Annotated in this window: 21 protein-coding genes; 10 read left to right on the forward strand and 11 right to left on the reverse strand. The window is 45.7% G+C overall.

Features of this window, described 5'->3' with window-relative positions; genetic code table 11:
• Positions 1–37 precede the first annotated feature (37 nt).
• Both ON006_RS31145 and fabF read left to right on the forward strand, forming a co-directional pair.
• Positions 38–274, forward strand: a complete 237-nt coding sequence (locus ON006_RS31145; RefSeq protein ID WP_510185783.1) for a DUF2798 domain-containing protein — start codon at positions 38–40, stop codon at positions 272–274.
• 34 nt (positions 275–308) lie between these two features.
• Entirely contained in the window at positions 309–1,562 is a 1,254-nt protein-coding gene (gene fabF / locus ON006_RS31150; RefSeq protein WP_244821963.1) for a beta-ketoacyl-ACP synthase II, read from the forward strand.
• A 3-nt stretch (positions 1,563–1,565) separates the two neighbouring features.
• Here the strand turns inward: fabF and ON006_RS31155 are convergent, their stop codons facing one another.
• Complete coding sequence (locus ON006_RS31155) at positions 1,566–2,363, reverse strand: HAD family hydrolase (RefSeq protein ID WP_244821962.1); 798 nt, start codon at positions 2,361–2,363, stop codon at positions 1,566–1,568.
• A 182-nt stretch (positions 2,364–2,545) separates the two neighbouring features.
• On the opposite strand from ON006_RS31155, the gene ON006_RS31160 reads away from it, so the two are divergent.
• Positions 2,546–3,445, forward strand: coding sequence for an EamA family transporter (locus ON006_RS31160; protein WP_244821961.1), 900 nt, complete (start codon positions 2,546–2,548; stop codon positions 3,443–3,445).
• Here ON006_RS31160 and ON006_RS31165 read toward each other — a convergent pair.
• Together ON006_RS31165 and ON006_RS31170 are read right to left on the reverse strand one after the other, a co-directional pair.
• Positions 3,411–4,070 (reverse strand): class I SAM-dependent methyltransferase, encoded by a 660-nt coding sequence (locus ON006_RS31165; protein ID WP_244821960.1) that lies wholly within the window; start codon positions 4,068–4,070, stop codon positions 3,411–3,413. The genes ON006_RS31160 and ON006_RS31165 overlap by 35 nt on opposite strands.
• Before the next feature lie 15 nt (positions 4,071–4,085).
• Positions 4,086–5,003, reverse strand: a complete 918-nt coding sequence (locus ON006_RS31170) for a UbiA family prenyltransferase (protein ID WP_244821959.1) — start codon at positions 5,001–5,003, stop codon at positions 4,086–4,088.
• 148 nt (positions 5,004–5,151) lie between these two features.
• On the opposite strand from ON006_RS31170, the gene ON006_RS31175 reads away from it, so the two are divergent.
• From ON006_RS31175 to ON006_RS31195, 5 genes are all read left to right on the forward strand, one after another.
• The gene (locus tag ON006_RS31175) at positions 5,152–6,702 is read left to right on the forward strand and encodes a M20/M25/M40 family metallo-hydrolase (protein ID WP_244821958.1); all 1,551 of its coding nucleotides are present in this window, start codon (positions 5,152–5,154) and stop codon (positions 6,700–6,702) included.
• A 75-nt stretch (positions 6,703–6,777) separates the two neighbouring features.
• Complete coding sequence (locus tag ON006_RS31180; RefSeq protein ID WP_244821957.1) at positions 6,778–8,169, forward strand: leucyl aminopeptidase family protein; 1,392 nt, start codon at positions 6,778–6,780, stop codon at positions 8,167–8,169.
• A 150-nt stretch (positions 8,170–8,319) separates the two neighbouring features.
• The gene (locus ON006_RS31185; RefSeq protein WP_244821956.1) at positions 8,320–9,534 is read left to right on the forward strand and encodes an ATPase; all 1,215 of its coding nucleotides are present in this window, start codon (positions 8,320–8,322) and stop codon (positions 9,532–9,534) included.
• Positions 9,535–9,743: 209 nt separating this feature from the next.
• Entirely contained in the window at positions 9,744–10,298 is a 555-nt protein-coding gene (locus ON006_RS31190; protein WP_244821955.1) for a hypothetical protein, read from the forward strand.
• Between the two features lie 90 nt (positions 10,299–10,388).
• A complete protein-coding gene (locus ON006_RS31195; protein WP_244821954.1) occupies positions 10,389–11,426 on the forward strand; it encodes a PDDEXK nuclease domain-containing protein in 1,038 nt (345 codons plus the stop codon).
• A gap of 57 nt (positions 11,427–11,483) precedes the next feature.
• On the opposite strand, the gene ON006_RS31200 is transcribed toward ON006_RS31195, so the two are convergent.
• The 7 genes from ON006_RS31200 to ON006_RS31230 form a co-directional block, all read right to left on the reverse strand.
• The gene (locus tag ON006_RS31200; protein WP_244821953.1) at positions 11,484–11,918 is read right to left on the reverse strand and encodes a nuclear transport factor 2 family protein; all 435 of its coding nucleotides are present in this window, start codon (positions 11,916–11,918) and stop codon (positions 11,484–11,486) included.
• An 85-nt stretch (positions 11,919–12,003) separates the two neighbouring features.
• A complete protein-coding gene (locus ON006_RS31205) occupies positions 12,004–13,284 on the reverse strand; it encodes an MFS transporter (RefSeq protein WP_244821952.1) in 1,281 nt (426 codons plus the stop codon).
• A 19-nt stretch (positions 13,285–13,303) separates the two neighbouring features.
• A complete protein-coding gene (locus ON006_RS31210; RefSeq protein ID WP_244821951.1) occupies positions 13,304–14,848 on the reverse strand; it encodes a tagaturonate reductase in 1,545 nt (514 codons plus the stop codon).
• Positions 14,849–14,860: 12 nt separating this feature from the next.
• The gene (locus tag ON006_RS31215; RefSeq protein WP_374760223.1) at positions 14,861–16,795 is read right to left on the reverse strand and encodes a glycoside hydrolase family 88 protein; all 1,935 of its coding nucleotides are present in this window, start codon (positions 16,793–16,795) and stop codon (positions 14,861–14,863) included.
• 30 nt (positions 16,796–16,825) lie between these two features.
• Complete coding sequence (locus ON006_RS31220) at positions 16,826–17,173, reverse strand: cupin domain-containing protein (RefSeq protein WP_244821950.1); 348 nt, start codon at positions 17,171–17,173, stop codon at positions 16,826–16,828.
• A gap of 6 nt (positions 17,174–17,179) precedes the next feature.
• Positions 17,180–18,010 (reverse strand): 5-dehydro-4-deoxy-D-glucuronate isomerase, encoded by an 831-nt coding sequence (kduI, locus tag ON006_RS31225; protein WP_244821949.1) that lies wholly within the window; start codon positions 18,008–18,010, stop codon positions 17,180–17,182.
• Between the two features lie 22 nt (positions 18,011–18,032).
• Entirely contained in the window at positions 18,033–18,803 is a 771-nt protein-coding gene (locus tag ON006_RS31230) for an SDR family oxidoreductase (RefSeq protein ID WP_255772941.1), read from the reverse strand.
• Between the two features lie 273 nt (positions 18,804–19,076).
• Here ON006_RS31230 and ON006_RS31235 point away from each other — a divergent pair, with 273 nt between their 5' ends.
• Both ON006_RS31235 and ON006_RS31240 read left to right on the forward strand, forming a co-directional pair.
• Complete coding sequence (locus ON006_RS31235) at positions 19,077–20,114, forward strand: LacI family DNA-binding transcriptional regulator (protein WP_244821948.1); 1,038 nt, start codon at positions 19,077–19,079, stop codon at positions 20,112–20,114.
• Positions 20,115–20,130: 16 nt separating this feature from the next.
• Entirely contained in the window at positions 20,131–20,607 is a 477-nt protein-coding gene (locus ON006_RS31240; RefSeq protein ID WP_244821947.1) for an NUDIX hydrolase, read from the forward strand.
• Here ON006_RS31240 and ON006_RS31245 read toward each other — a convergent pair whose 3' ends face one another.
• Complete coding sequence (locus ON006_RS31245) at positions 20,608–22,752, reverse strand: glycoside hydrolase family 31 protein (protein WP_244821946.1); 2,145 nt, start codon at positions 22,750–22,752, stop codon at positions 20,608–20,610.
• Positions 22,753–22,856 lie beyond the last annotated feature (104 nt).

The raw sequence follows: 22,856 nt of genomic DNA on the forward strand, positions 1-22,856 counted from the left end.
AGTTTATTTCAATATTAATCCAATAAACTATATTAAGGTGAGACAGAAAATCGCTTTTGCTATGATCATGGGAATTATCACGACGGGTATAATTTCCTTTACTTTGATTTCTATAAATATTGGATTTGTTGCCAATTTTTTGGTGATTTGGCTGAAATCTTGGAGCATGGCATATTTACTGGTCATTCCCGTGATATTACTGGTCGGGCCGAAGGTTCAAAAACTGGTGAATAACATGTTCAAAGATGCAGTGACTCAGGAGATTGACACATAACTTCTGATGTCTTCGAAAAAATTCTAAAATTTTTATGAAAAGAGTAGTTGTTACAGGTCTGGGAGTCATTTCTCCCCTCGGCAATTCAGTAGACGAATTCTGGGAAAATATTGTCAATGGTGTTAGCGGTGCCGCCACCATTACCAAGATGGATGTTTCGAAGTTTAAGACGCAGTTCGGATGCGAAGTAAAGAACTTCAATCCAGAGGATTTCATCGAAAAAAAGGAACTTAAAAAGTATGACCTGCATACCCAGTATGCGATTGCAGCGTCCGACATGGCTATCAAAGACTCCGGTCTGGATTTCGAAAGTATAGACGTTACCGAACGCTACGACATGGGCGTGATCTGGGCGACTGGTAACGGTGGAATGGGGACTTTTGAGGAGCAGTTGCTTGAATTCCACGCTTCTGGCGGGGTACCACGTTTCAGTCCTTTCTTTATCCCAAAAATGATCGTGGACATTGCGGCGGGTGTTATTTCTATCCGTCACAAACTGCATGGGCCTAATTATTGTACAGTTTCTGCCTGCGCTTCTTCCAATACTGCTTTAATCAGCGCTTTCGACACCATCCGGATGGACAAGGCAAAAGTAATGGTGGCAGGAGGTTCGGAAGCTGCGATTATTTACTCTTCTCTGGGAGGATTTGGTTCAGCACAGGCACTTTCCAAAAGAAATGACGAGCCCGAAAAAGCTTCCCGCCCGTTTGATAAAGACAGGGACGGTTTTGTAATGGGTGAAGGCGCTGCTGCGCTTATTCTGGAAGATCTGGATTATGCAGTAGCGAGAGGTGCGAAAATATACGCTGAAATTGTCGGCGGCGGAATGGCTGCTGATGCATACCATCTAACGGGAACACCGCCGGACGGAATGGGCGCGGCATTAGGAATGAGAAAAGCTTTGAAGGAAGCGGGTATCTCAGCCGATAAGATCGACTACGTGAATGCGCATGCGACCTCCACAGGATTGGGCGACATGAGCGAGTTGAATGGGATGAAAACAGTTTTCGGCGACCATCAGGTTGCGATCAGTGCTACGAAATCTATGACGGGCCATTTGCTTGGCGCGGCGGGAGCGCTGGAAGCTATCATTTGCGCCCTGGTGGTACAAAATGACATTATCCCCGGTACCATTAATACTGAAAACCTGGACGAGAATATTCCGGAAGGGATGAATATTATTTTGGGCGAATCGGTGAAACAGCCTGTGAACTACGCGCTCAACAATACATTTGGATTTGGAGGGCACACTGCTACCTCTATTTTTAAAAAATATACTGGGGAATAACAGCTAGTCTGTCAGTTCCGAAAGTACCTCAACTACCCCGTTTTCATCGTTGCTTTTGGCGATGAAACGGGCTATTTTTTTGATATCCGGGTGAGCATTGGCCATGGCATAGGAGTAATGTGCCTTGCTCAGCATTTCCAGGTCGTTGAGGTAATCGCCGAAAACCATGGTCTGTTCGAATGATACATTGAATTTTTTCTGAAGAACCTCCATTGCCTTGCCCTTATTCGCATTTTTATGCGATATATCCAGCCATATCGGCCCTGAAACTTTCACCTGCAGGCTCTCTTCGTAGTGCTTGTAATGTGGGTAACTGTTTACTTCCGATCCGGCCAGATCACAAAGGGTAAACTTCAAAAACTGGTCATTCTCAATTTCTGTCAGATCTTTGACGATCTCATACCTTTCAAAGTACAGTTTCAAGTGGTTGATGAACTCAGGCTCGTCACTTTCCACATAGGCTTTTTTCTTGCCACAAATGATCGGGTAAGTATTGGGAATGTTTCTGGATTTCAATATCAATTCCTTAACAATCTCCTGATCAATAGCCTGGATGTGAATTTCCTGGTCTTGAAAAACAACGTAACTTCCGTTTTCCGCAGCGAAAATGACTTCATCTTTAACCCTGTCCAGGGTTTTGGTAAGATTAAAATACTGGCGTCCGCTGGCTGCTACGAAAATGATCCCACGTTCTTTTAGTTTTCTGAAAACCGGGAAAAAAGATTCATGAATTTCGTGCTTTGAGTTCAAAAGCGTGCCATCCATATCTGTGGCCACCAGTCTGATATCCGAAAAAGTCATACTATTTTTTAAATGTTACCTCATTGATCAAGCCAAATATACACGCTAAGGTTCATGTGTGAGGTGTTTTTTCACATTTTGCACGAATTAGGCTGGTTGACGAACTGGCTTTTTTATTTTGTTGTTGGAACAATTGTCCGGGACGGCGTCACCGGTTGCAACCGACTCAATACCACCACTTCATGAAATTTTCAAAATACTACCTCATTGCATTTCTTTCGTTCGTTATCTGGGGCTTTTTTAGTTTGGCTTTAAAACCGCTGCACGATTATCCGTCTCTCGACATTCTTTTTTACCGGGTATTCATGTGTGCCGTGATTATGGCCGTGATCAGTCTTTTTGTTCGCGTCAAAGTACTGAAGGAAAACGTTAAGAAATTTAAAGAAATGCCTGCCGCTCAGCGGAAACAGGTAGCACTGCTGACATTAGCCGGTGGCATGTTGCTGACGGCGAACTGGTTTTTCTTCATTTACGTGATGAACCATATCAGCGTCAAAGCAGCGTCATTTGCGTATCTGGTGTGCCCTATCATGACCACCGTGATCGCCTATTTTGTATTGGATGAAAAACTGAGCAAATGGCAATGGACTGCGGTATTGATGAGCGTAGTAAGCTGTATGTTGCTGTCATTCAATAACATTGCGGACATTGCGTACAGCCTGATCGTTGCCGCTTCTTATGCTTTTTATCTGGTAAGCCAGCGCAAAAATGCGGGATTGGACAAATTCCTGGTGCTTACCGTGCAGATTCTTTTTTCTGCCCTGATACTGCTGCCATTTTACCCGAAATACAGTGCTGCACTTCCAAGTGAGTTTTCGTTTTACGCATTGATCTCCCTGATTGCCATTGTCTTTACGATTCTGCCTCTGTTTATGAATCTCTATGCATTGCAGGGAGTTACTTCATCGACGATGGGGATTTTGCTTTACATTAACCCGCTCATGAACTTTGCGATTGCATTGTTGTACTTCAATGAGCAGATTAATTCGATTCAGATCATAGCGTATTCGCTGATACTGATCTCCATTGTGGTGTTCAATGAGCGTTTCATTTTTGGTCGGAGGCGGGCTGCGCTGATCTGATCTTCCTGTACACTACCGACTGAATGAAGCCGCGGAAATGATAGCTTTTATGCATCACGGCATATCCGCCATCGTTAAAAAGCGGTTCCATTTCCGGTAATCTGCTGGCCTCTACATGCGATAGTATTTTGAAGAACAAGTACATACTTTTGAGCAGGATCTTTTGCCAGGTACCATTGATTTTTTTATCAATATGAAAATCAGTGAAAAGCCACATTCCGTCTTCAACCAACTGCCGATCGAGTATTGTAAAAACACGCGCAGCTCTTTCACTCCCAAAATTATCAAACAGAAAAGGAGTCATGACCGCGTCGAATTGTTCGTTCGATTCAAAATCTTCAATGGCTGTGTGAATGAATGAAACCTGGTTTTGTTTAAAATCCCGCTTTTTGGCCAGATCAATCATTTTGCAAGAAATCTCAACATAAGTAACCGTGAAGCCGCTCGCATGGATTTTCGCCAGTTCTTCCAATATCCAGCCGGTACCGCCGCCCACAATGAGTAGCCGGGAAGGCACATTCAGAAACGGAAGTAGAACTTGCTGGGAATGCACGATTGATTTTCGAAAAACCAGTCTGCTGAGCATATCATAACTTCCGGCGATCTGGTCGTAATTGTTAGTCATGCTTTTGATTAATTCTCAATAAAGTCGTTCAAAAAGGATGCCCGTAATGCCGCAAATCGCTTTAACCAGCAAAAGCCCGTCGATCACAATGAGATAGTAAAGAATTTTGCGTGGCCGTTGAAGCGAAAAAGCAACGATTAACAGACAAATGAATGGTATCAGGTTCAATAAAATGGTAACCGTACTAAACTGCCGGTAAGTAGCAAATGTGAGAAACGAAAGCAGGCCGATCAGAAGTAAAGGTACCAGCACATAGGAGATCGTATTTTTAAGCCCCATCCTGACTGCGAATGTTTTGAGCTCAATGTTGGCGTCGTCTTCGTAGTCCTTCACATCGAACATAATCGCGTTGACGGTACAAAACATCCAGTTTTTTACAAATAGCCAAAACATCAGAAGCGGTTCTTGAATAGTGATTCCATGTTCAATCCTGACCATGGCCACCGGGAAAAGATTCACGCAGCCGGCCCAGACAAAGCCGATCACGAATGCCTTGAACCAACCTGTTCTTCTGAGATTTAATGATATAATGGATTCAGGGAGAAGGCCGTAGTAAAGAATGGCGGCCGCAGGGACGGTTGACAATAGCAGCCAATTGTAAAAAGGTAAACCGATTATTTTGGTAAAATCCTTCATTAAAAGCCAAAATGCCAATGCAATGCAAATCACAGCAACAACTAACTGGCTTGTCCGGACAAAACGGTGATGGACGCGGTACCATTCAGTGCGCGGATTGGCGGAAACCGTCGCGCTCGGCGGAACCGAGTATGCTTTGGTATAATAAAAAACGGTGGCGGCGAACAGGAGAATGTAATACGTTGCCGAATTCAGCGGAAGACCCAACTGAAAAGCAGTTTCCACAGACAACGCGACAGCCAGCAAACCCACGAAGTAATTTGCAAAGAAAATAAATGCTACAATTCTGTTGCCCATGTTGACGCTTTAAACCGTTGACTGCAAGGTTATACCTCGGGAATAATACAATTAAAATATCGATTTAGAATTTTTAAAGACGGCGAGCTAATCTACGACGGGATTCATTAAATTAGGAAACATATACAATTCTTAAACCATTACTTAAATGAAAAAAATCTCCTTGATTTTTGCCCTCGTCTTTGCATTCTATTTCAACCCGGGATTCTCTCAGAGTAAAGATCCCGTCGTTGAAAATATCGTCAAAGAAGCTACGGAAAATTCACAACTGGAAAAATTGGCGCATGAACTGATGGATGTGATCGGTCCGCGGCTCGTAGGCTCCCCGCAAATGCAGCAGGCACATGAATGGGCCGTGGGCAAATACAAAGGATGGAATATTACTGCCAAAAATGAAAAGTGGGGTGAATGGCGCGGGTGGGAGCGTGGTGTTTCGCACATTGATATGGTAGCGCCACGAGTGAAATCCCTCGAAGGAATGCAGCTCGCGTGGAGTCCGGGAACCGCTGGAAAAACAGTTACCGCCGACGTAATTATCCTTGCTGATGTAGCCGATTCGGTTGCTTTCCAAAAATGGCTGCCGTCGGTAAAAGGCAAATTTGTGATGATCAGCATGAATCAGCCGACTGGTCGCCCGGATTATAACTGGCAGGAATTTGCGACGAAGGAGTCTTTTGAAAAAATGAAAAAAGAGCGCGACGCCCAAACCGAAGCCTGGACAAATCGTCTGAAAAAGACCGGCTACACTACACGCACATTGCCTCTCGCACTGGAAAAAGCAGGTGCCGCTGGTGTGGTGATGTCTTATTGGTCAAAAGGCTTTGGTGCAAATAAAATTTTCGGCGCATATACCAAAACCGTTCCTACGGTTGACATTTCACTGGAAGACTATGGATTGCTCTATCGTCTTTCCGAGTCAGGACATACGCCTAAGATCAGTGTAAGGGCGGACGCGAAGGAAACAGGCGTGAGCCAGACATTCAACACTATAGGTGAAATAAAAGGTACTGAAAAACCCAATGAATACGTGATCCTCTCAGCGCATTTCGATTCCTGGGACGGTGGTAGTGGGGCGACAGACAATGGCACTGGAACGATCGTGATGATGGAAGCAATGCGGATTTTGAAAAAAGTATATCCTAATCCAAAACGGACGATTTTGGTAGGACATTGGGGTAGCGAGGAGCAGGGACTGAATGGTTCGCGCGCTTTTGTGGAAGATCATCCGGAAATTATTCAGAACATTCAGGCGGTTTTCAATCAGGATAATGGTACCGGTCGGGTCGTGAACCTGTCGGGTCAGGGATTCCTTAATTCATACGAGTACCTGAGCCGCTGGCTGACGAAAGTGCCTGATACTATCAAAACGCCGATTGAATCCAAATTCCCCGGCGCACCTGGCGCAGGTGGTTCTGATTTTGCGTCATTTGTCGCTGCGGGCGCTCCTGCTTTTTCATTGAGTTCGCTTAACTGGTCGTACGGTTCCTATACCTGGCATACCAACCGCGATACGTATGATAAGATTGTTTTCGACGACGTTCGCAGCAATGCGATACTGGCGGCTATCATGGCATATCAGGCCAGCGAAGATCCAGCCAAAACGTCCCGCGAGAAGAGTATCCTGCCGGTGAATGCCAAGGGCGAACCTGGTGCCTGGCCAGTGCAAAGGAAGCCAACCCGCAGAGGAGGCCTGGATTAACGGAATCATATCTTTTTATTGAAAGCAAAGACTTATATTGTCTTTGCTTTTTTTATTTCAACGGATACAAATACAATGCAGATTTTACAAAGACAAGAAGCAGACGAGAATATTTTGATCATACGGTCATTTGAACAAGGCGCTGAGCCTGAGAATCAGACGATGTTTAAGGCGGAAAAAGGGGAGTTGTGGTGGTATTCTTCGAAGGAGCTGTGGCTGGGGCTTGGAAAATCACCCAAGCTTCCTGCTATCATTAAGATTTTTCGCTCATTGTTTTTTAAAAGAAAAGACCGCTGGCCGGAGGAAATCATACTCGATGCAAGAGGAAAGGAGACAGAATGGGTATGTAGTGCAATCAATGGGATCATTTTGGGTGGGTACAACCTGCAACTCTATAAAACGGAGCCGAAAGCATTCAGTGCTTTTTTTGAAGAAGGAAAATTATGGATTTTGTCGGACGCGTACGGGATCGCAGATAACATCGCAGCTGCACAGAAAACAGCATTGGTACAATGTCGCGTCATGGATCTTATGAATGCGCCCGGCAATTATAAAACGCCCTCTACACTGGCACAATGGGCAAAAGACTCCGGTGACGCGAATGGGTATAAGGTTACTGTTTTTGAAAAAGAAAAATTACAGGAACTGGGTATGCACGCCTTGCTGGCGGTGAGCAAAGGCAGCGACGAGCCACCTGTGATGATCGTGACGGAATACACGCCGCAACATTATAGAAAAACCATCGCATTGGTAGGTAAGGGCGTTACCTTCGATACCGGCGGGATTTCGATTAAAGCCTCTGCCAATATGCATCTGATGAAAAGCGATATGGGGGGCGCGGCTGCGGTATTGGGTACGATTGAATTGGCTGCACAGCTAAGGCTGCCCGTGAGGCTGATTGCAGTCATCCCTTCCACTGAAAATTGTGTGGACGGCTCATCGATGAAGCCGGGTGACGTGATCGGCTCCTATTCCGGTAAAACCATTGAAGTAATCGATACCGATGCCGAGGGAAGACTTATCCTGGCAGACGGACTGAGCTATGCCGTGAAGGAGTTTCGGCCGGATGTGATCATTGATCTGGCTACATTGACGGGAAGCGTGATCCAGACCCTCGGCTATGAAGCGGCTGGCCTTTTTACGCCTAATGATGCGCTGGCCAATGAACTGTCCAAAGCGGGGGAGCAGACGGGCGAGCGCTTATGGAGGTTACCGGTCTGGGACGAGTATAAAGAGGAAATTTCCTCGGACATTGCCGACGTCAAAAACTATCACGGGAAACCATTGGCGGGTGCCATCGTAGCGGCTAAGTTCCTCGAAGCATTCACCGGCGAGCATCAGGCATGGGCGCATCTGGACATTGCGGGAACGGCTTTTGGAGATACCGAATTTGCCCCTGGGCGCGCGGGAACGGCATATGGCATTCGCTTGCTACTAGCCTACCTGACTGCTCCTGAGCAAAGCTAATGGACATTTGATGTGAAGGAAAAGTAAATTTCGGTCACTGAAATTTAACCAGGGCTCTCCTTGCAAAACTGGTTCTTTTTGCTAGATTTGAGAATGTAAGCACGCGGTATTAGCGGTTTGCCATATCTACTTTCCACCAATTTAATTTTTATGGCCCAAACTCTAACTTTTCTTTGCATATCGACATATTTCAAGGGTAATGATTTTTTGAAAGCCTGTAAAGAGGCCGGGAATAAGGTTTTTTTGATCACCGCAAAAAAGCTGGAAGACAAGCCGTGGGCCAGGGAAGCTGTGGACGAGTTTTTTTACGTGCAAGAGGGTGAGGACGGAACCTACAATATGAAGGAAATTATCAATGGGCTCGCCTATGTAATGCGCAGCAGGCCCATTGACCGCGTAGTGGCGCTGGATGATTTTGATGTGGAAAAAGCCGCCCATATCCGTGAATATTTCAGGATTCCGGGCATGGGGCAAACCACTGGCAGGTACTTTCGCGACAAGCTGGCGATGCGGACCAAAGCTGCCGAGTCGGGGATACTGGTTCCGGGGTTTTCGTCGCTGTTCAATGATGAGGACATTAATCAATTTATAGAAAAATATCCGGGGCCGTGGATGATCAAACCGCGTTCGGAAGCTTCTGCGACAGGCATTAAGAAAATGCATGACGCCGAGGAATTATGGAAAACCATTCATGAGCTGGGAGATAAGCGGCATGCTTATCTTGTTGAGCAATTCAAGCCCGGCGACGTTTACCACGTCGATTCTATTTCATACAATGGCCGGGTGATATTCTCCTGGAACAGCAAATACCTCGCGCCTCCGTTTGATGTGGCGCACGGCGGCGGGATTTTCCGGTCGGTAACAGTTCCTTTTGATTCTTCGGAAGAACACGCGCTGCAAACGCTGGCTGTGGATCTTTTGAAAGCTTTCGGGCTGAAACACAGTGCTTCTCACACGGAAGTAATCCGTTGCCATGACGATGGTAAGTATTATTTTCTTGAAACCTCTTCCCGCGTAGGCGGGGCGAACCTTTCAGAGATGGTAGAGGCTTCGTCGGGTATTAATCTTTGGAAAGAATGGGCGAAAATGGAAACGGCGGAGGCGAAAGGGCAAAATTATAAACTGCCACCTGTGCGGAAAGATTTTTCGGGCATTATCATTTCGCTGGCACGTCAGGAGTGGCCTGATCTGTCGGTTTTTAATGATCCCGAAATTGTGTGGCAAATGGATGAGCCTTATCATGTGGGTCTCGTAGTACGGTCGAAGTCGCGCGAAAAGGTGATTGAGCTACTGGACAAATATGCTGCCATCATCCAAAAAGACTACCACGCCTCGGCGCCCGCGCCGGACAGACCTTCTCATTGAAACCATACGTAATCAACTTACTATCTTTTTGTTAACTTAGCATTCTGCCAGATAAAACAGACCCAACGGATTTGATTAAAGAATAGCATATTTTCATAGCATTGCCCAGAGCATTCAGGTTGTAAGCACATTTCAAATACATCCTGGATGCTTTTTTGTGAATTTTATAAATTTTCAGCACCCCAACTTAACCTAACTATCAGGAACTTATGCGAAATTCTATCAAATCCGTTTTATTCGTTTTGCTATGTGGCGCGGCTATGACAAGCTGTGATAAAAAGGACGAAGAAATCGTTCCGAAAACGATCATGACCTACGATGGCAAAGAATATGAGTTGTCAAAAGGGCTTCTGATCGACTATGGTACTTTCCCGCCCAATGAAGGCAACGGCCAGGAATTGTTCCTGTCATCTTCCGGCGTCACGATTCGGGAATCGGGTGGGAAGATTGACTCGATCTATGGTCGCGGGCATGGGATCTTTTTCCAGCTTTTTGGCGCATCTTCCAATCAGCTAGGCGAAGGAGAATATACATTTGATTTCTCTCAGGGTCCATTTAAAGCAAAGAGCTTCTTCTATTCATACGCTACTTTTGACAATGATTTTGTAGACTGGGACGCGGACCTCCACGAAATGATCGCGGGTACCATCACCGTCAAAAAGATCAACACCGAGTATTCAATCACCTTCGATTGTATCGAAAATAGCGGCAAGCACATTACTGGGTTTTATAAAGGGGCATTGAAGATTTATGATGAGAAGTAAGTTTTGGAGAGAATTTATTTAACAGATATGTGACCTTTTCTCTGAATGCACGTCAAAAGAAGAAATTCTTAACCGTAATTCAGAAAAAATATGAGTGAAAAACTACAAGGTTCACAGCTGTTCGTCTCTGTAAAAAGGCTAATCGAAGAAAGTAAATCACAAATTGCAGTTTCAGTCAACGCCGGTATGAGCTTCCTATATTGGCAAATAGGGAAAGCGATTAACAGTGAAGTTTTACAGGATAGGCGTGCGGAGTATGGAAAGCAGATTGTTTGTGCGTTGTCTCAACAATTAGAGGTACAATATGGCGGCTCTTTTTCGGAAAAGAACCTGAGAAGGATGATGCAGTTTGCTACGTCATTTCCGGAAGAGAAGATTGTCGTATCGCTGATACGACAATTGAGCTGGACACATATTCTTGCAGTAATTCCCATTGAGGATCCTTTAAAGAGGGATTTTTACATTCAAATGTGCATTCACGAAAGTTGGAGCGTAAAGACTTTTCGTGAACGAATCCAATCAATGCTCTATGAACGAACTGCGATAAGCAAGAAGCCAGAAGAAACGATTGTTAATGACCTTGCCCTATTAAAAACTGAGCAGAAGCTCAACCCTGATTTAGTCTTCCGGGATCCATACTTTCTCGATTTTTTGGGATTGAAAGATATGTATTCGGAGAAAGATCTCGAAACTTCCATTATCGTAGAGTTGCAGCGGTTTATTACTGAAATGGGCAACGATTTTGCTTTTATGGCAAGGCAAAAGCGCATCACCATCGATAACCGCGATTACTACATTGATTTGCTTTTTTATCACCGTAGGTTAAAATGCCTTGTCGTAGTAGACCTAAAAATTGGAGAATTTGAAGCAGCATTCAAAGGTCAAATGGAACTGTATCTTCGGTTTTTGGAAAGATACGAAATGATACAAGGAGAAAACCCGCCGATAGGATTGATACTTTGTACCGGTAAAAGTCAGGAACACATCGAATTGATGCAGCTGGATAAAAGTAATATCAGAGTTGCGGACTATTTGACAGCGCTACCGTCACAAAAAGATTTACAGGAGAAACTTCACAAGGCCGTAGAGATAGCCCGCCATAAATTAGAACATCAGACTCAGTCTTGACATAAAAAGGCGACCCGCTACTTCAAAATAGCAGGTCGTTTTTTTGAAAAATAACAGTTACAACAACTTGAATGCCTGACGGCCTAGAAGCACCCAGTTGCCTTTTACTTTTTGCAAGACCATGAAAACACCAAGCCTTACTGCGGCGGGGTCTTTGCCTTTGTTATGCGTATCTCCCATCAGCTTGTGCCGCACCATCGCTACATCCCCGGAAATAGATATCGTTTGTTCGCTCAGATCAATCTTAGTAAAATTGGATTCTCCGCTGGTGAGTGCACGGATGAATTCTTTTTGGTCCTCCAAAAGCCCATTAGAATGGCCGTAAGACAATGCGGGTGCCGTCAATTTCAAAAGTTCTGCTTCATTGGCATCCAACATGGCGACGCGCAACTTCTCTATTGCGGCCGCTACTGCCTTTTCATCTGCGCTTTGAGCAAAAGCCAGCATATTACCCAATAAAAGAAATGCGGCTAATAAAAGTGTTCTTTTCATTTTTTTTAATTTGATGTATTACTTCGGCTATCGGCCGACAAGGTTTACTAATATAACCGATGACCGACAGCCGATTGCTGAAAGCCTAGATATCAACTCTCTCCATTCTTGGTGCAAAGAAATGCATCACACCCCAGGCAATGAGGTACGCAAATCCGCAAATGACGAAGATGATGTTGTAACCGCCACCGATGTTACCCGCTGCTTTGTAATTGTCGAGGATAATCCCTACTAAAAGCGGGAAAAGGATGCCTCCTACTGATCCCGCCATGCCGCCAATGCCCACTACGGAGCTCACAGCCTTCTTCGGAAACATGTCTGAGGCCGTCGTAAAGATGTTTGCACTCCAAGCCTGATGCGCCGCGGCCGCCAGACTGATCAGGATAACAGCCTGCCAGATATTGGTAGTGTATTGAGCGAGCATGATAGGTGTTACCAGAAAGGCGAAAATGAGCATGGAAGTTTTTCTTGCCCGAAAGATGGGCCAACCCTTTTTGATAAAATAACCCGAAAGATAGCCGCCTCCGATACTTCCTATCGTGGTAGCGGTGTAGACGAGGACCAGTTCGGGGCTGGGTTTGGAAAGATTGAGTTTGAAAGCTTCGGCAAAGTAGGAGGGAAGCCAGTAAAGGAAAAACCACCAGATCGGGTCGGTAAGCATTTTACCGAATACAAATGCCCAGGTTTGTCGCACTTTAAACAGATCCAGCCATTTGACGGGCGATTCCTTGCTGGTATCCGGCTCATTATCACTGTGAATATAGTCGAATTCTGCTTGGTTTGCGCGGGCCTGTTTCGCAGGGACTTCATAGTACCTGAACCAGAATATCAACCATACAAAGCCCAACGCACCGGTGATCAGAAACGCTTCCTGCCAACCATACGAGCCAAGTATCCAGGGTACCATGATAGGCGCTACCACCGCACCAATATTAGCACCGGAATTGAAAATCCCTGTCGCCAGCGCCCGTTCCTTTTTAGGAAACCATTCAGCTGTCGCCTTGATTGCGACGGGGAAGTTCCCCGCTTCGCCAAGCCCGAGTAACGCGCGCATAAAACCAAAACTTACGGTGCCGGTTGCAAGGGCGTGCAGCATGGCAGCAATACTCCATACGACAACGGAAATGACGTAGCCAATCTTAGTGCCGATCCTATCAATGATAGCCCCGAAACCAATCAGCGATATGGCATATGCAGTTTGAAATGCCATTACAATGTGGCTGAAATCGGATTCTGTCCATCCAAAATCTGCTTCAAGGCTGGGTTTTAAGAGTCCGAGCACCTGGCGGTCAAGGTAATTGATGGTCGTCGCACAGAACAGCAGGGCCACAATGCGCCAGCGGTATCCTGTCATTTTGTTTTCCATGTAAGGTTGTAAGGGTTATTTATAATTGAAATTGATCTGTTCGGGCGTATTCCACTTTTTCCAGAAATGATTTGAGCGTTTCCAGGGCGCCGTTCTGTTTAATGGATTCAAGGTAGGAGACGACATTTTGTGAAAGTACCTCTGATTTGGACAAATCTTTTCCCCAGATAGACTGATCTTTTAAAATAACGACTACCATTTCGGGTAGTGAGGATACCTGCCATTTCTGATAAAAATAGGCTGCTTTTTGATCCTGGATCAGATATGGATCACCATTGAATATGCCATAGAAATTATCACCATCCTTTCTCGTGGCCTTCATATAATAGATATAAGCTGCAAATCCGAATGCCATATAATCGGGAACGGAGTCACGAAGCTTCTCGTAGTTTACGAAAGTTGGCATCACCCTGGAAAGTATTTTGGCTGAATAGTTTTGGGTAATGTTCAACCATTTGTGCTGAATGTGGGGGTTTTGGAATCGCTCAATGACTTGACGACTGAAATTCAACGCCGTGCCGGGAGCTACCGGGTAAGGTATTGCCGGGGCGATTTCTGTTTCCATTAAGTTAGCCAGGTAAGTCGAAAACAATGGGTTCGCCATCGCTTCGACTACCGTCTTAAAACCACACAAATGTGCCAGTCCGCCGCCGAGCGTATGCGCACCATTGAGCAGGCGAAGTTTCAACTCCCGGTATAGCTCAATGTCCGGTTCGATGACTAAACCAGCATCAATACCATAGAAAGGCAGTTTTTTTCGTATGTTTTCGTCGCCCTCGATCGCCCACAGATGATAATGTTCCGTCGTAATGAGCAGTTCGTCGCGATAGCCGAGCTCTTCTTCCAGGCCTTTCAGTATGGTCTCCTCGGGCTTACCCGGTACAATGCGATCCACCAGGGAGTTGCAGAAAAAGTTACTTTGTTCGAGCCAGTCGATAAATGCCCCTTCCAGACCATTCCTATGGGCTAATTCCAGCACGATCGATTCCAGTTTTTTGCCGTTATCAGTGATTAGCTCAGTGGGAATGATCACCACGCCAAAATCAGGATTGCCTCCGAATGCTACATATCTAGCATACAGAAATGCCAATAGTTTGCCAGGAAATGACACAGGCGGCCATTGGTAAATGTCATCCTGAACGAGCTGAATGCCGATTTCGGTGGTATTTGAAATAACGATACTGACAGCCGGATTTTTAGCCAGGTCCAGCACAAGCGACCATTGTGTCTTGGCTGATAAAACCCTGCTGATTGCGGAGGAAATAATGTTTTCTTCCTTACTAACACCGTTTTCAATTCCTCGGGTGCAAATCGTGTACAGATTGTCCTGCCGCTCAAACGCTTTCAGGTCACCGTCTTCTGTGGACTTTACGATCACGATCCTGCCATTGAAAACACCTTGCCTGTTGGCCTTATCAATGAAATAATCAGCAAGCCCACGCAGGAAGGCCCCCGTTCCGAATTGCAGTACTTTTTCTGGTAAATGAAAAATGGAGTCATCCGGAACAGTGACCGACGGCTGGCTTCTTAACTGACGCAGATTTTCTCGAAAAAGATTGCCCATAACGTTACGATTTTACTTTTTAACAACCTGTTTCAGTAGCCAGCCAGCCAGATCTTTACTTGCTTCAAAGTTTTCAAAGCTGGTGTCAATCCTCCGGCCATCAACATATTCATTGTACAGCCACGGATCTCCCACAGCGAATACAAGGCCTTTTCCGTATTTGGAAATACCCAAAATGACGTCACCCTGGTCCGTTAATACCGACTTGGCAGGTGGTGTCAGGATCAGCGGCGATAGCTCTTTAATGTAAATTTTGCTGGCTGTTTTGAAGATCGATTTGTTATCGGCTGGAATCAATAATTTGCCTTGTTCAAATTGTGTTCCCTGCACCATATTCCGGCTTTTATTACTGAACTGGATCCCGAAAACCTTAGCCAGCTGATTGAAATGAGGGATTTCACAGTTCGAAGTATCATTGGCCATGAGTACCAGCACGCCGCCTGCCTTGACCCACTTTTCAATGGATGCAATGTCATCTGGACCTATGAAATTGGGCACAGATGTTTCTTTTTTGGTATCAGGATCGACAATAATGTAAATGTCAATGCCTTTCAAACTGGCTGCGGTAGGAGCTGGAACGGAAACGGTTTTGGCGCCCAGCTCGCGAATGGTGTTCCCCCAGAGCCAGAAGCCTGAATGCTGCCTGTCTTCCCAGGTATAATGAAACCGCTCATTTTCTCCATTAGCGCCTTTCCTGAACTCATGATTGAAATGATAGTCCAGGCCGACTGTTTTGTCTTTCCCAACCGCCGTTTCATTCGCGATCTCCATTTCCACACTGGCGAAAATGAATGGGCCAACTCCTTTCAAATCATTTTTCCGGATCGGCTCGCTGAGGTAATATTCGTAGCTGCCGTCGCGATAAGGTGTGCCACCCAGGCCACCTACGCTCACCGTTTTATTGAGGCTTAGCAATCCATCTGCTTCTTTTTCAACGAAATTTTTGAGAATACCTTGATAACCTTTTTTTGCATTTTCAGCAAAGGATTCAGGAATGTAGCCCAGCCGCGAGCCTTTTGCGAGTGCGTATACGAACATACACGAGGCTGAGGCTTCCAAATAATTGCCTTTTCGCGTTCCCTGATCAATCATTTGGTACCATACCCCGGAATCTTTGTCCTGATATCTGGCCAAAACCGGCGCAAGTCTTTGCAGGTATTTGATCAGATCGGCGCGTCTTGGATGATCTTTTGGGAAATAATCGAGTACATCCACCAAGGCTACGGCATACCACCCAATCGCTCTCGACCAGAAATTAGGTGATCTGCCGGTCTTAGGATCTGCCCATTTTTGCTCACGACTTTCGTCGTAAGCGTGGTATACCAGCCCTGTTTTTTCGTCTACCGCATATTTTTCGATCAATGCAAATTGCTTCGCAATGTCCTCAAAATGATCGGGATGGTTGAACAGCGCGCTGTATTCCGCGGCGAATGGTTCGCCCATGAACAGGCCATCCAGCCACATTTGGTAAGGATACCGTTTTTTGTGCCAATAACCGCCTTCTTTCGTCCGCGGCTGTTGTTCCAGTTGCTTCCAAAGCAGGTCGGCGGCCTTTTTGTACTTTTCCTTATCGGGCTGGGATTGCTGGTATAAGGTCAGCAAAGCTCTGCCGGGAGGGATATTATCAATGTTGAACTCGTCGAATTTATAAGTCCGTATACTGCCATCCGCCTGTACATACTGGTCAATGTCTTTGCGGATATATTCGAAATACTTTCCTTCACCTGTGCGGCACCATACTTTCTCAATGGCTTTGAGCATCAGTCCTTGCTCGTAGTCCCAGCGGGTAATGGTGTTTTTCCCTACCAGGATTGAATCCTTATGCCTTGTAATGAAAGAGTCGGCCATTTGCCTGGATAGCGGAATGTCCTGCGCCAAAACATTGGAGACAGCTATGATGGCTGTCAGGAAAAGCAGAATCGGGAATCGTTTTAAAAGTTTATACATCAATGTGTTGGCAGTAGGTTTGTTAGCAGACTATTTATTCACAAAATCTTCCCGCATCGGATTGAAAATATCGACCAGCGTGCCTGGTTCGAGGCATAATGCACCGTGAATGGCGTCGGGTGGGATGTAGTAGGCGTCTCCTTTTTTCAGAATACCTTTTTTGCCCGATATGGTTATTTCAAACTCACCACTTTCGATGTAACTCATTTGCGTATGAAAATGGCTGTGCAGTACGCCAACTCCGCCTTTTTCAAAAGCTACTTTGACCATCATTAAACTGTCATCATAAGCCATGATTTTTCTTTTCAATCCACCGCCCAAATCTTCCCACGGAATGTCTGAATCTGAAATAAACTGCTTCCCTTTTATGCTTTCCATTTTGATTTATTTGAGATCTGCGATGGCGACCGCGTCCATATCTGTGTAATCCTTATTTTCTCCGGCCATGCCCCATATGAATGAGTAGTTTGAAGTTCCACAACCTGAATGGACCGACCAGGGCGGTGAAATAATCGCCTGCCTGTCGGCCACCCACAAATGTCGGGTTTCGGAAGGTTCGCCCATTAAATGTAAAATTCTTTGGTTTTGAGGTACATCGAAGTAACAATAAGCTTCCATTCTGCGGTCGTGAACGTGCGAAGGCATCGTGTTCCAGACGCTCCCTGTTTGCAATACCGTGAGGCCCATGACAAGCTGGGAACTCTGGATCCCGTCCAAATGAATGTATTTGTAAATGGTCCGGTGATTGGAAGTTTCCATGCTCCCGATTGTGACCGGCGTGGCGTCTTCTTTTGTGAATAAACGGGCAGGGTAGGATTGATGTGCAGGTGAGGATAACAAGTAAAACACAGCGGGATTCGCAGGGTCATTGCTCGATAATGTTACTTCCTGCGTTCCTTTTCCTACATAAACACAGCCAAGCTTGCTGATTTCGAATGTATTACCATCGGCAGTAATTTTTCCGTCTCCTCCAATGTTAATGATCCCGATCTCGCGTCTTTCCAGAAAGTAGTTTGCTTTTAATGCATCGTACGTTTCCAGTTGAAGTGACTTTGTCGCCGGAATCGCGCCTCCGATCATCACACGGTCGTAATGGGTATAAACAAAATTGATCTTGTCGTTCTCGAAAATATCCGGTACTAAAAAATTCTCGCGCAAAGCCTCGGTATTCATTTGAGATACTTCTTTGCGGCTGCTTTCAAATCTGATTTGCATGGTTGGTGGGTTTTTTGAAATATTATCTTCCCATCCAGCCGCCATCGACGGTCAGGATGGTGCCATTTACGTAGCTGGATGCGTCGGATGCGAGAAATAAGGCTGGGCCTTTGAAATCTTCCGGCATACCCCACCTGCCGGCAGGAATGCGGTCCAGAATGGATTTACTTCTGACCGGATCGTTTCGCAATGCTTCGGTATTGTCGGTATTAATGTAGCCCGGCGCAATGCCGTTCACGTTCACGCCTTTGCCCGCCCATTCATTGGCCAGTGCTTTGATCAGCCCACCGATAGCGCTCTTGGAAGCAGTATAACCCGGCACATTGATCCCGCCCTGGAAAGTGAGCAGCGAAGCGGTAAAAATGATTTTTCCATAACCACGGGCAATCATTTCCTTGCCCAGTTCCCGGGAAAGAATATACGGCGCGTCCAGATTGATATTCAAAACCTGGTCCCAATAGGCGTCGGAATGCTCTGCGGCGGGTTGTCTCATAATAATTCCGGCATTATTGATCAGGATATCAATTTGCGGATGTTCCGTTTTTACCTTTTCAATGAACGCGTAAAGGCTTTCTCTGTTCCCAAGATCGACCTGGTAAGGATAAAAATTACGGCCTGTTTGGCTAATGGACTGGTGAATTTCACTATCATTGAGGCTGAGGGAAGACGATACGCCTATGATGTCGGCGCCGGCCTCTGCCAGTGCTTCCGCCATTGCTTTTCCTATTCCGCGGTTGCATCCGGTGATGAGCGCTTTTTTGCCTTTTAGGTCAAATAAATTAACAATATTCATTAGGGGTTTCTAATTTGTCTTTTTCGGGGTATCCGATCATTTTAGCGTCGGTCTTAAAGAGCGTATCCGCCAAACGAGTTTAGATTGAATAATTAGAAATATCAAATAATGAATTGTCTTTTTTTGTGCAATCGTTATCGGGAACGTTATCAGTTGAGACTATGAAGGCTAAACCTTCCCTTACTTTCAAAATTCTTCTGCATTTAATGCATTAACTTAGGTTTGAAAAAAGTATATTTAATCAAACATTAAATTGGAATAAACCCATTTTTCTTGGAAACAATTACCATAAAAGATATTGCCAAAGCACTGAACCTTTCGACATCGACGGTTTCACGTGCTTTGCGGAATAGCTACGAAATTAATCCGGAGACCAAAAAACTGGTGATGGAGTATGCCGAGCGAATGAATTACCGGCCGAACCCCATCGCACTGAGTTTAAAAGACAGCAAAAGCAAGTCTATTGGGGTTATTATTCCTGAAATTGCCAACCACTTTTTTTCGCAGCTGATCAATGGGATCGAGTCGATTGCATATAATCTCGGCTACCATGTGGTGATTTTTCAAAGTCACGAATCGTATGAGCGTGAGGTTGCCAACACCAATTATCTGGTGTCCCGTAAAGTCGATGGCCTATTGATATCACTTTCCAGTTTGACAACCAATTTGCGGCACTTTCAGGAATTAATGGAAAAAGGTCTCCCCATTGTTTTTCTGGACCGGGTACCGAAAGAAATTGAAACACATAAAGTAGTAGCAGATAATTTTGCAGGGAGCTACGAAGCGACCAAGCATCTCATTCTGACGGGCAGAAAACGCATCGCGCATTTAACAAGCCCAATTTACCTGTCGATCACGACGGAGCGGCTGGCTGGTTATAAACAGGCATTGGAGGACTTCGGTATCCCGTTTGAAGAATCTTATGTGAAGTATTGTCACCATGGAGGTAAGGTAGTGAGTGAAAATGAGGCGGCGGTACATGAAATGCTCGACATGCCAGAACCGCCCGATGCCATTTTCACCGCCAGCGACAGACTTACGACGGGCTGCATGTCTGTGCTGCAAAAGAGCAATATCAAGATACCGGACGAAATCGCGATCGTAGGTTTTACCAATATCAGTGTTGCCGAATTATTGAACCCACCATTAACCGCCGTTGTTCAACCTGCGATGGAAATGGGCCAACAGGCCGTGGAATTATTGATCCGGCTGATCGAACATCCCCAGAAAACGGGAGACTATGAGATCAGGTCGTTGAAAACTTCCTTGATGATCAGGGAATCATCTGCCGGTAAATCCATTGAACAATAAACGGTTAAAAAAGCAAATGATAAGTCTGCCTATTGACGATGCTCTGTTCAACTACCGGGTTGCGGGTGTCGCGATCTTAAACGGTAAAGTACTTTTGCATAAAACGCCCTCTGATAATTTTTGGAGCCTTCCCGGCGGACGCGCAGAGCTATTTGAGTTTTCAAAAGATACATTGGTGAGGGAAATGGAGGAGGAGACGGGTATGAATGTGCAGGTCGGCGAAATGCTCTGGGTATCTGAGAATTTCTTTCGGTATAATGACAAAAAACACCACGAGATCGGTTTTTACTTCAAAATGAATATCCCTGATTTAACAAGTCAGGATGATTTTCTAGGTGCGGAAGGGCAGGAGGAGCTGCTTTTTAAATGGATAGATGTGAATGAGCTCACTACTGTGCCAGTATACCCCGAATTTCTGGCCGAAGAGTTGGCCAGGAACCCGCTGGAAACGAAGCATTTTACGTCGGACTTTCGTGACCTTGATGCGATGTAGCTATTTGGTCATGTAGCGCCAGGTTACGGTTCCAACAGTGTTGGGCTTTCCGGTCTCCTCTTTTGAAATGCTACCCTGCAATGCACCGTTTTTCTGCCGCTCTACCTTGATTTCCCGCCAGGCAAAATTCCCTTTCTCGTAGTCGAAAGTGGTGCCGTCGTCATCGTACAGCTTGTAGCTTCCATTACTGGTACCATAATGGCGAATTTCCAGATTGACTTTTTGCCCGGCTTTCGGAGCGTGGAGCATTGGAGGCATCATAGGAATGATACCACCGTCTTTGACAAAAACCGGAATGATATCCAGCCCGGGCGATACTGTGATCACCTCGCCGTCACCCGCCAGTTTTCCGGTGTAGAAGTCATACCATTTGCCTTTTGGAAGCACTACTTTCCGGGAAGTTTGTCCGGTGAAGAGCGGAGCCACCAGCAAATATTCACCAGCCATATATTGGTCTTTCACTTCCCTGGTAACAGCTTCTTCGTAGGGATTTTCCTGATGATTGACACTGGTAACCTCCTTTTTAACTGCATTGCCAAAGCCTTCTTCCAGGCTCATTCCGCGGAATGGAGGCGTTCCTTCGTAATGGTACTTGGCAAATTCGGAGTACCAGTAAGGCATCATTTGCATCCGTAACTCTGCTATCGCCTTGATCTGTGGCGCAACTTCGGGGAATGTCCACGGCTGCATGCCGCTCGACCATGCATTGATCATGGCCATGGGTGAAAAGCAAACGGTTTGGAAACGTCTCAGCCATTCTTCGGCCGTTTTGGAAGCACGTACTTCGGGCGTCCAAAGTACACCCGCATACCCGCTGTTGATCAATGCGGTAATGAAGTCTTCGTGGCTGTAATTGTCATTATAAATCACATAGGGAAATGACGCTCCTCCTGCATTTGACGCCCGTACGAGCCCGTAGGTGCGGGAATTATTTCTCCGAAACATCTCGTAGCTGTGTTTCTGAACCAGCAGGCCGTAAGTCTGGCGTATTTGTTCGGAAGTATGGCCGGAAGGAAAAGTCGCTACATCAGGCCAGAGGTAGGAATCAAAACCGTCTACTTCATCAATCTTATAACCGCCAACGCCGATCTTGACGTGCTCTTTTTCAAACTGGTCAAAGAGTATTTTTCTCGCCTCGGGCATGGAAAGGTCTGGTACTACGCCATTCCAAACGGTATGCGAGCCGGTATACGGCAGTATTTTTTTATAAATTCCTGCGTCCGGTGAAACATACGGATTAGTCCAAAGGTTGATTTTGACGCCCATAGCATCCATTTGTTTCACAAAGCCAGCAGGATCAGGGAAGCGGGATTTGTCCCATTCAAATGTACAGGGGTAAGATTTGCTTTGCCAGCCAGGTTCGAGGCCAATAAAATCTAATGGGAAACCTTTTTCTTCAAATGCTTTGGCTTCCTGCTTCACCTGCTCGGAAGTGTACAGCCGATGCACCCGCTGGGTAAAGCCCAGGCCCCAGCGAGGCGGCAAACATCCGCCGCCGCTCAGCAAATTGAAGCGTTGAATTGCATTTAATGGCTTAGGTCCTGCGAAAACATAAATTTCAATGCCTTCCGCCGGAATCAGCATTTCTACCGCGTCGGAGTAGGGGTGAGCGTCCCAGTTTTTATCAGTATTGCGGTCCATTACTTTCGGCGGGTTCTTACTGTCTTTACGGACATTGGAACCGGCGTAGACATCAATGTATTTGGCTGAGTTGACAAACACGCCATACCCCAGCGAAGACACATAAAAAGGGACAGGAGCATGTGTACGTCCATTGTCGGACTTACCATAATGGTCGGTATGCAGATGAAGAATTTTTCCACGCTGGTGTACCGTCTGGAAATTTAAACCAAATCCAAAAAGCTGTTCATTGGCTTGTAATGGTAACCGGAGATAGGTTTTCCCGTGGTCGAACTGTGCTGTAATGTCGGCTTTGTTTAAAGGGAAATCGGCCTTAGCCAGTTTATTCAATGCCACGGACGGTCCGGTATCCGCTGCTTTTAGCAAGTCATAATCATCAGGCTTGCCAACCAGGCCTTTCCACACACCCGGATATATCTCCTGCCATTGAATGGTTTGCGCAAAAAGACAGGTGGAAGCAACGCCAAAAAATAGGATTAGCAACAGCGGGCGGATGATATGCATGGGATACGGGCTAGGAATTTGGTTAAATCTAAAAGTGTGTAATGAGATTTTATACTAAAACATTTTCTAAAAAATAAGACTGTTAAAATACCCAGGCTATCATC

This window comes from Dyadobacter pollutisoli (assembly GCF_026625565.1).
In the GTDB taxonomy this organism is placed as follows: Bacteria; Bacteroidota; Bacteroidia; order Cytophagales; family Spirosomataceae; genus Dyadobacter; species Dyadobacter pollutisoli.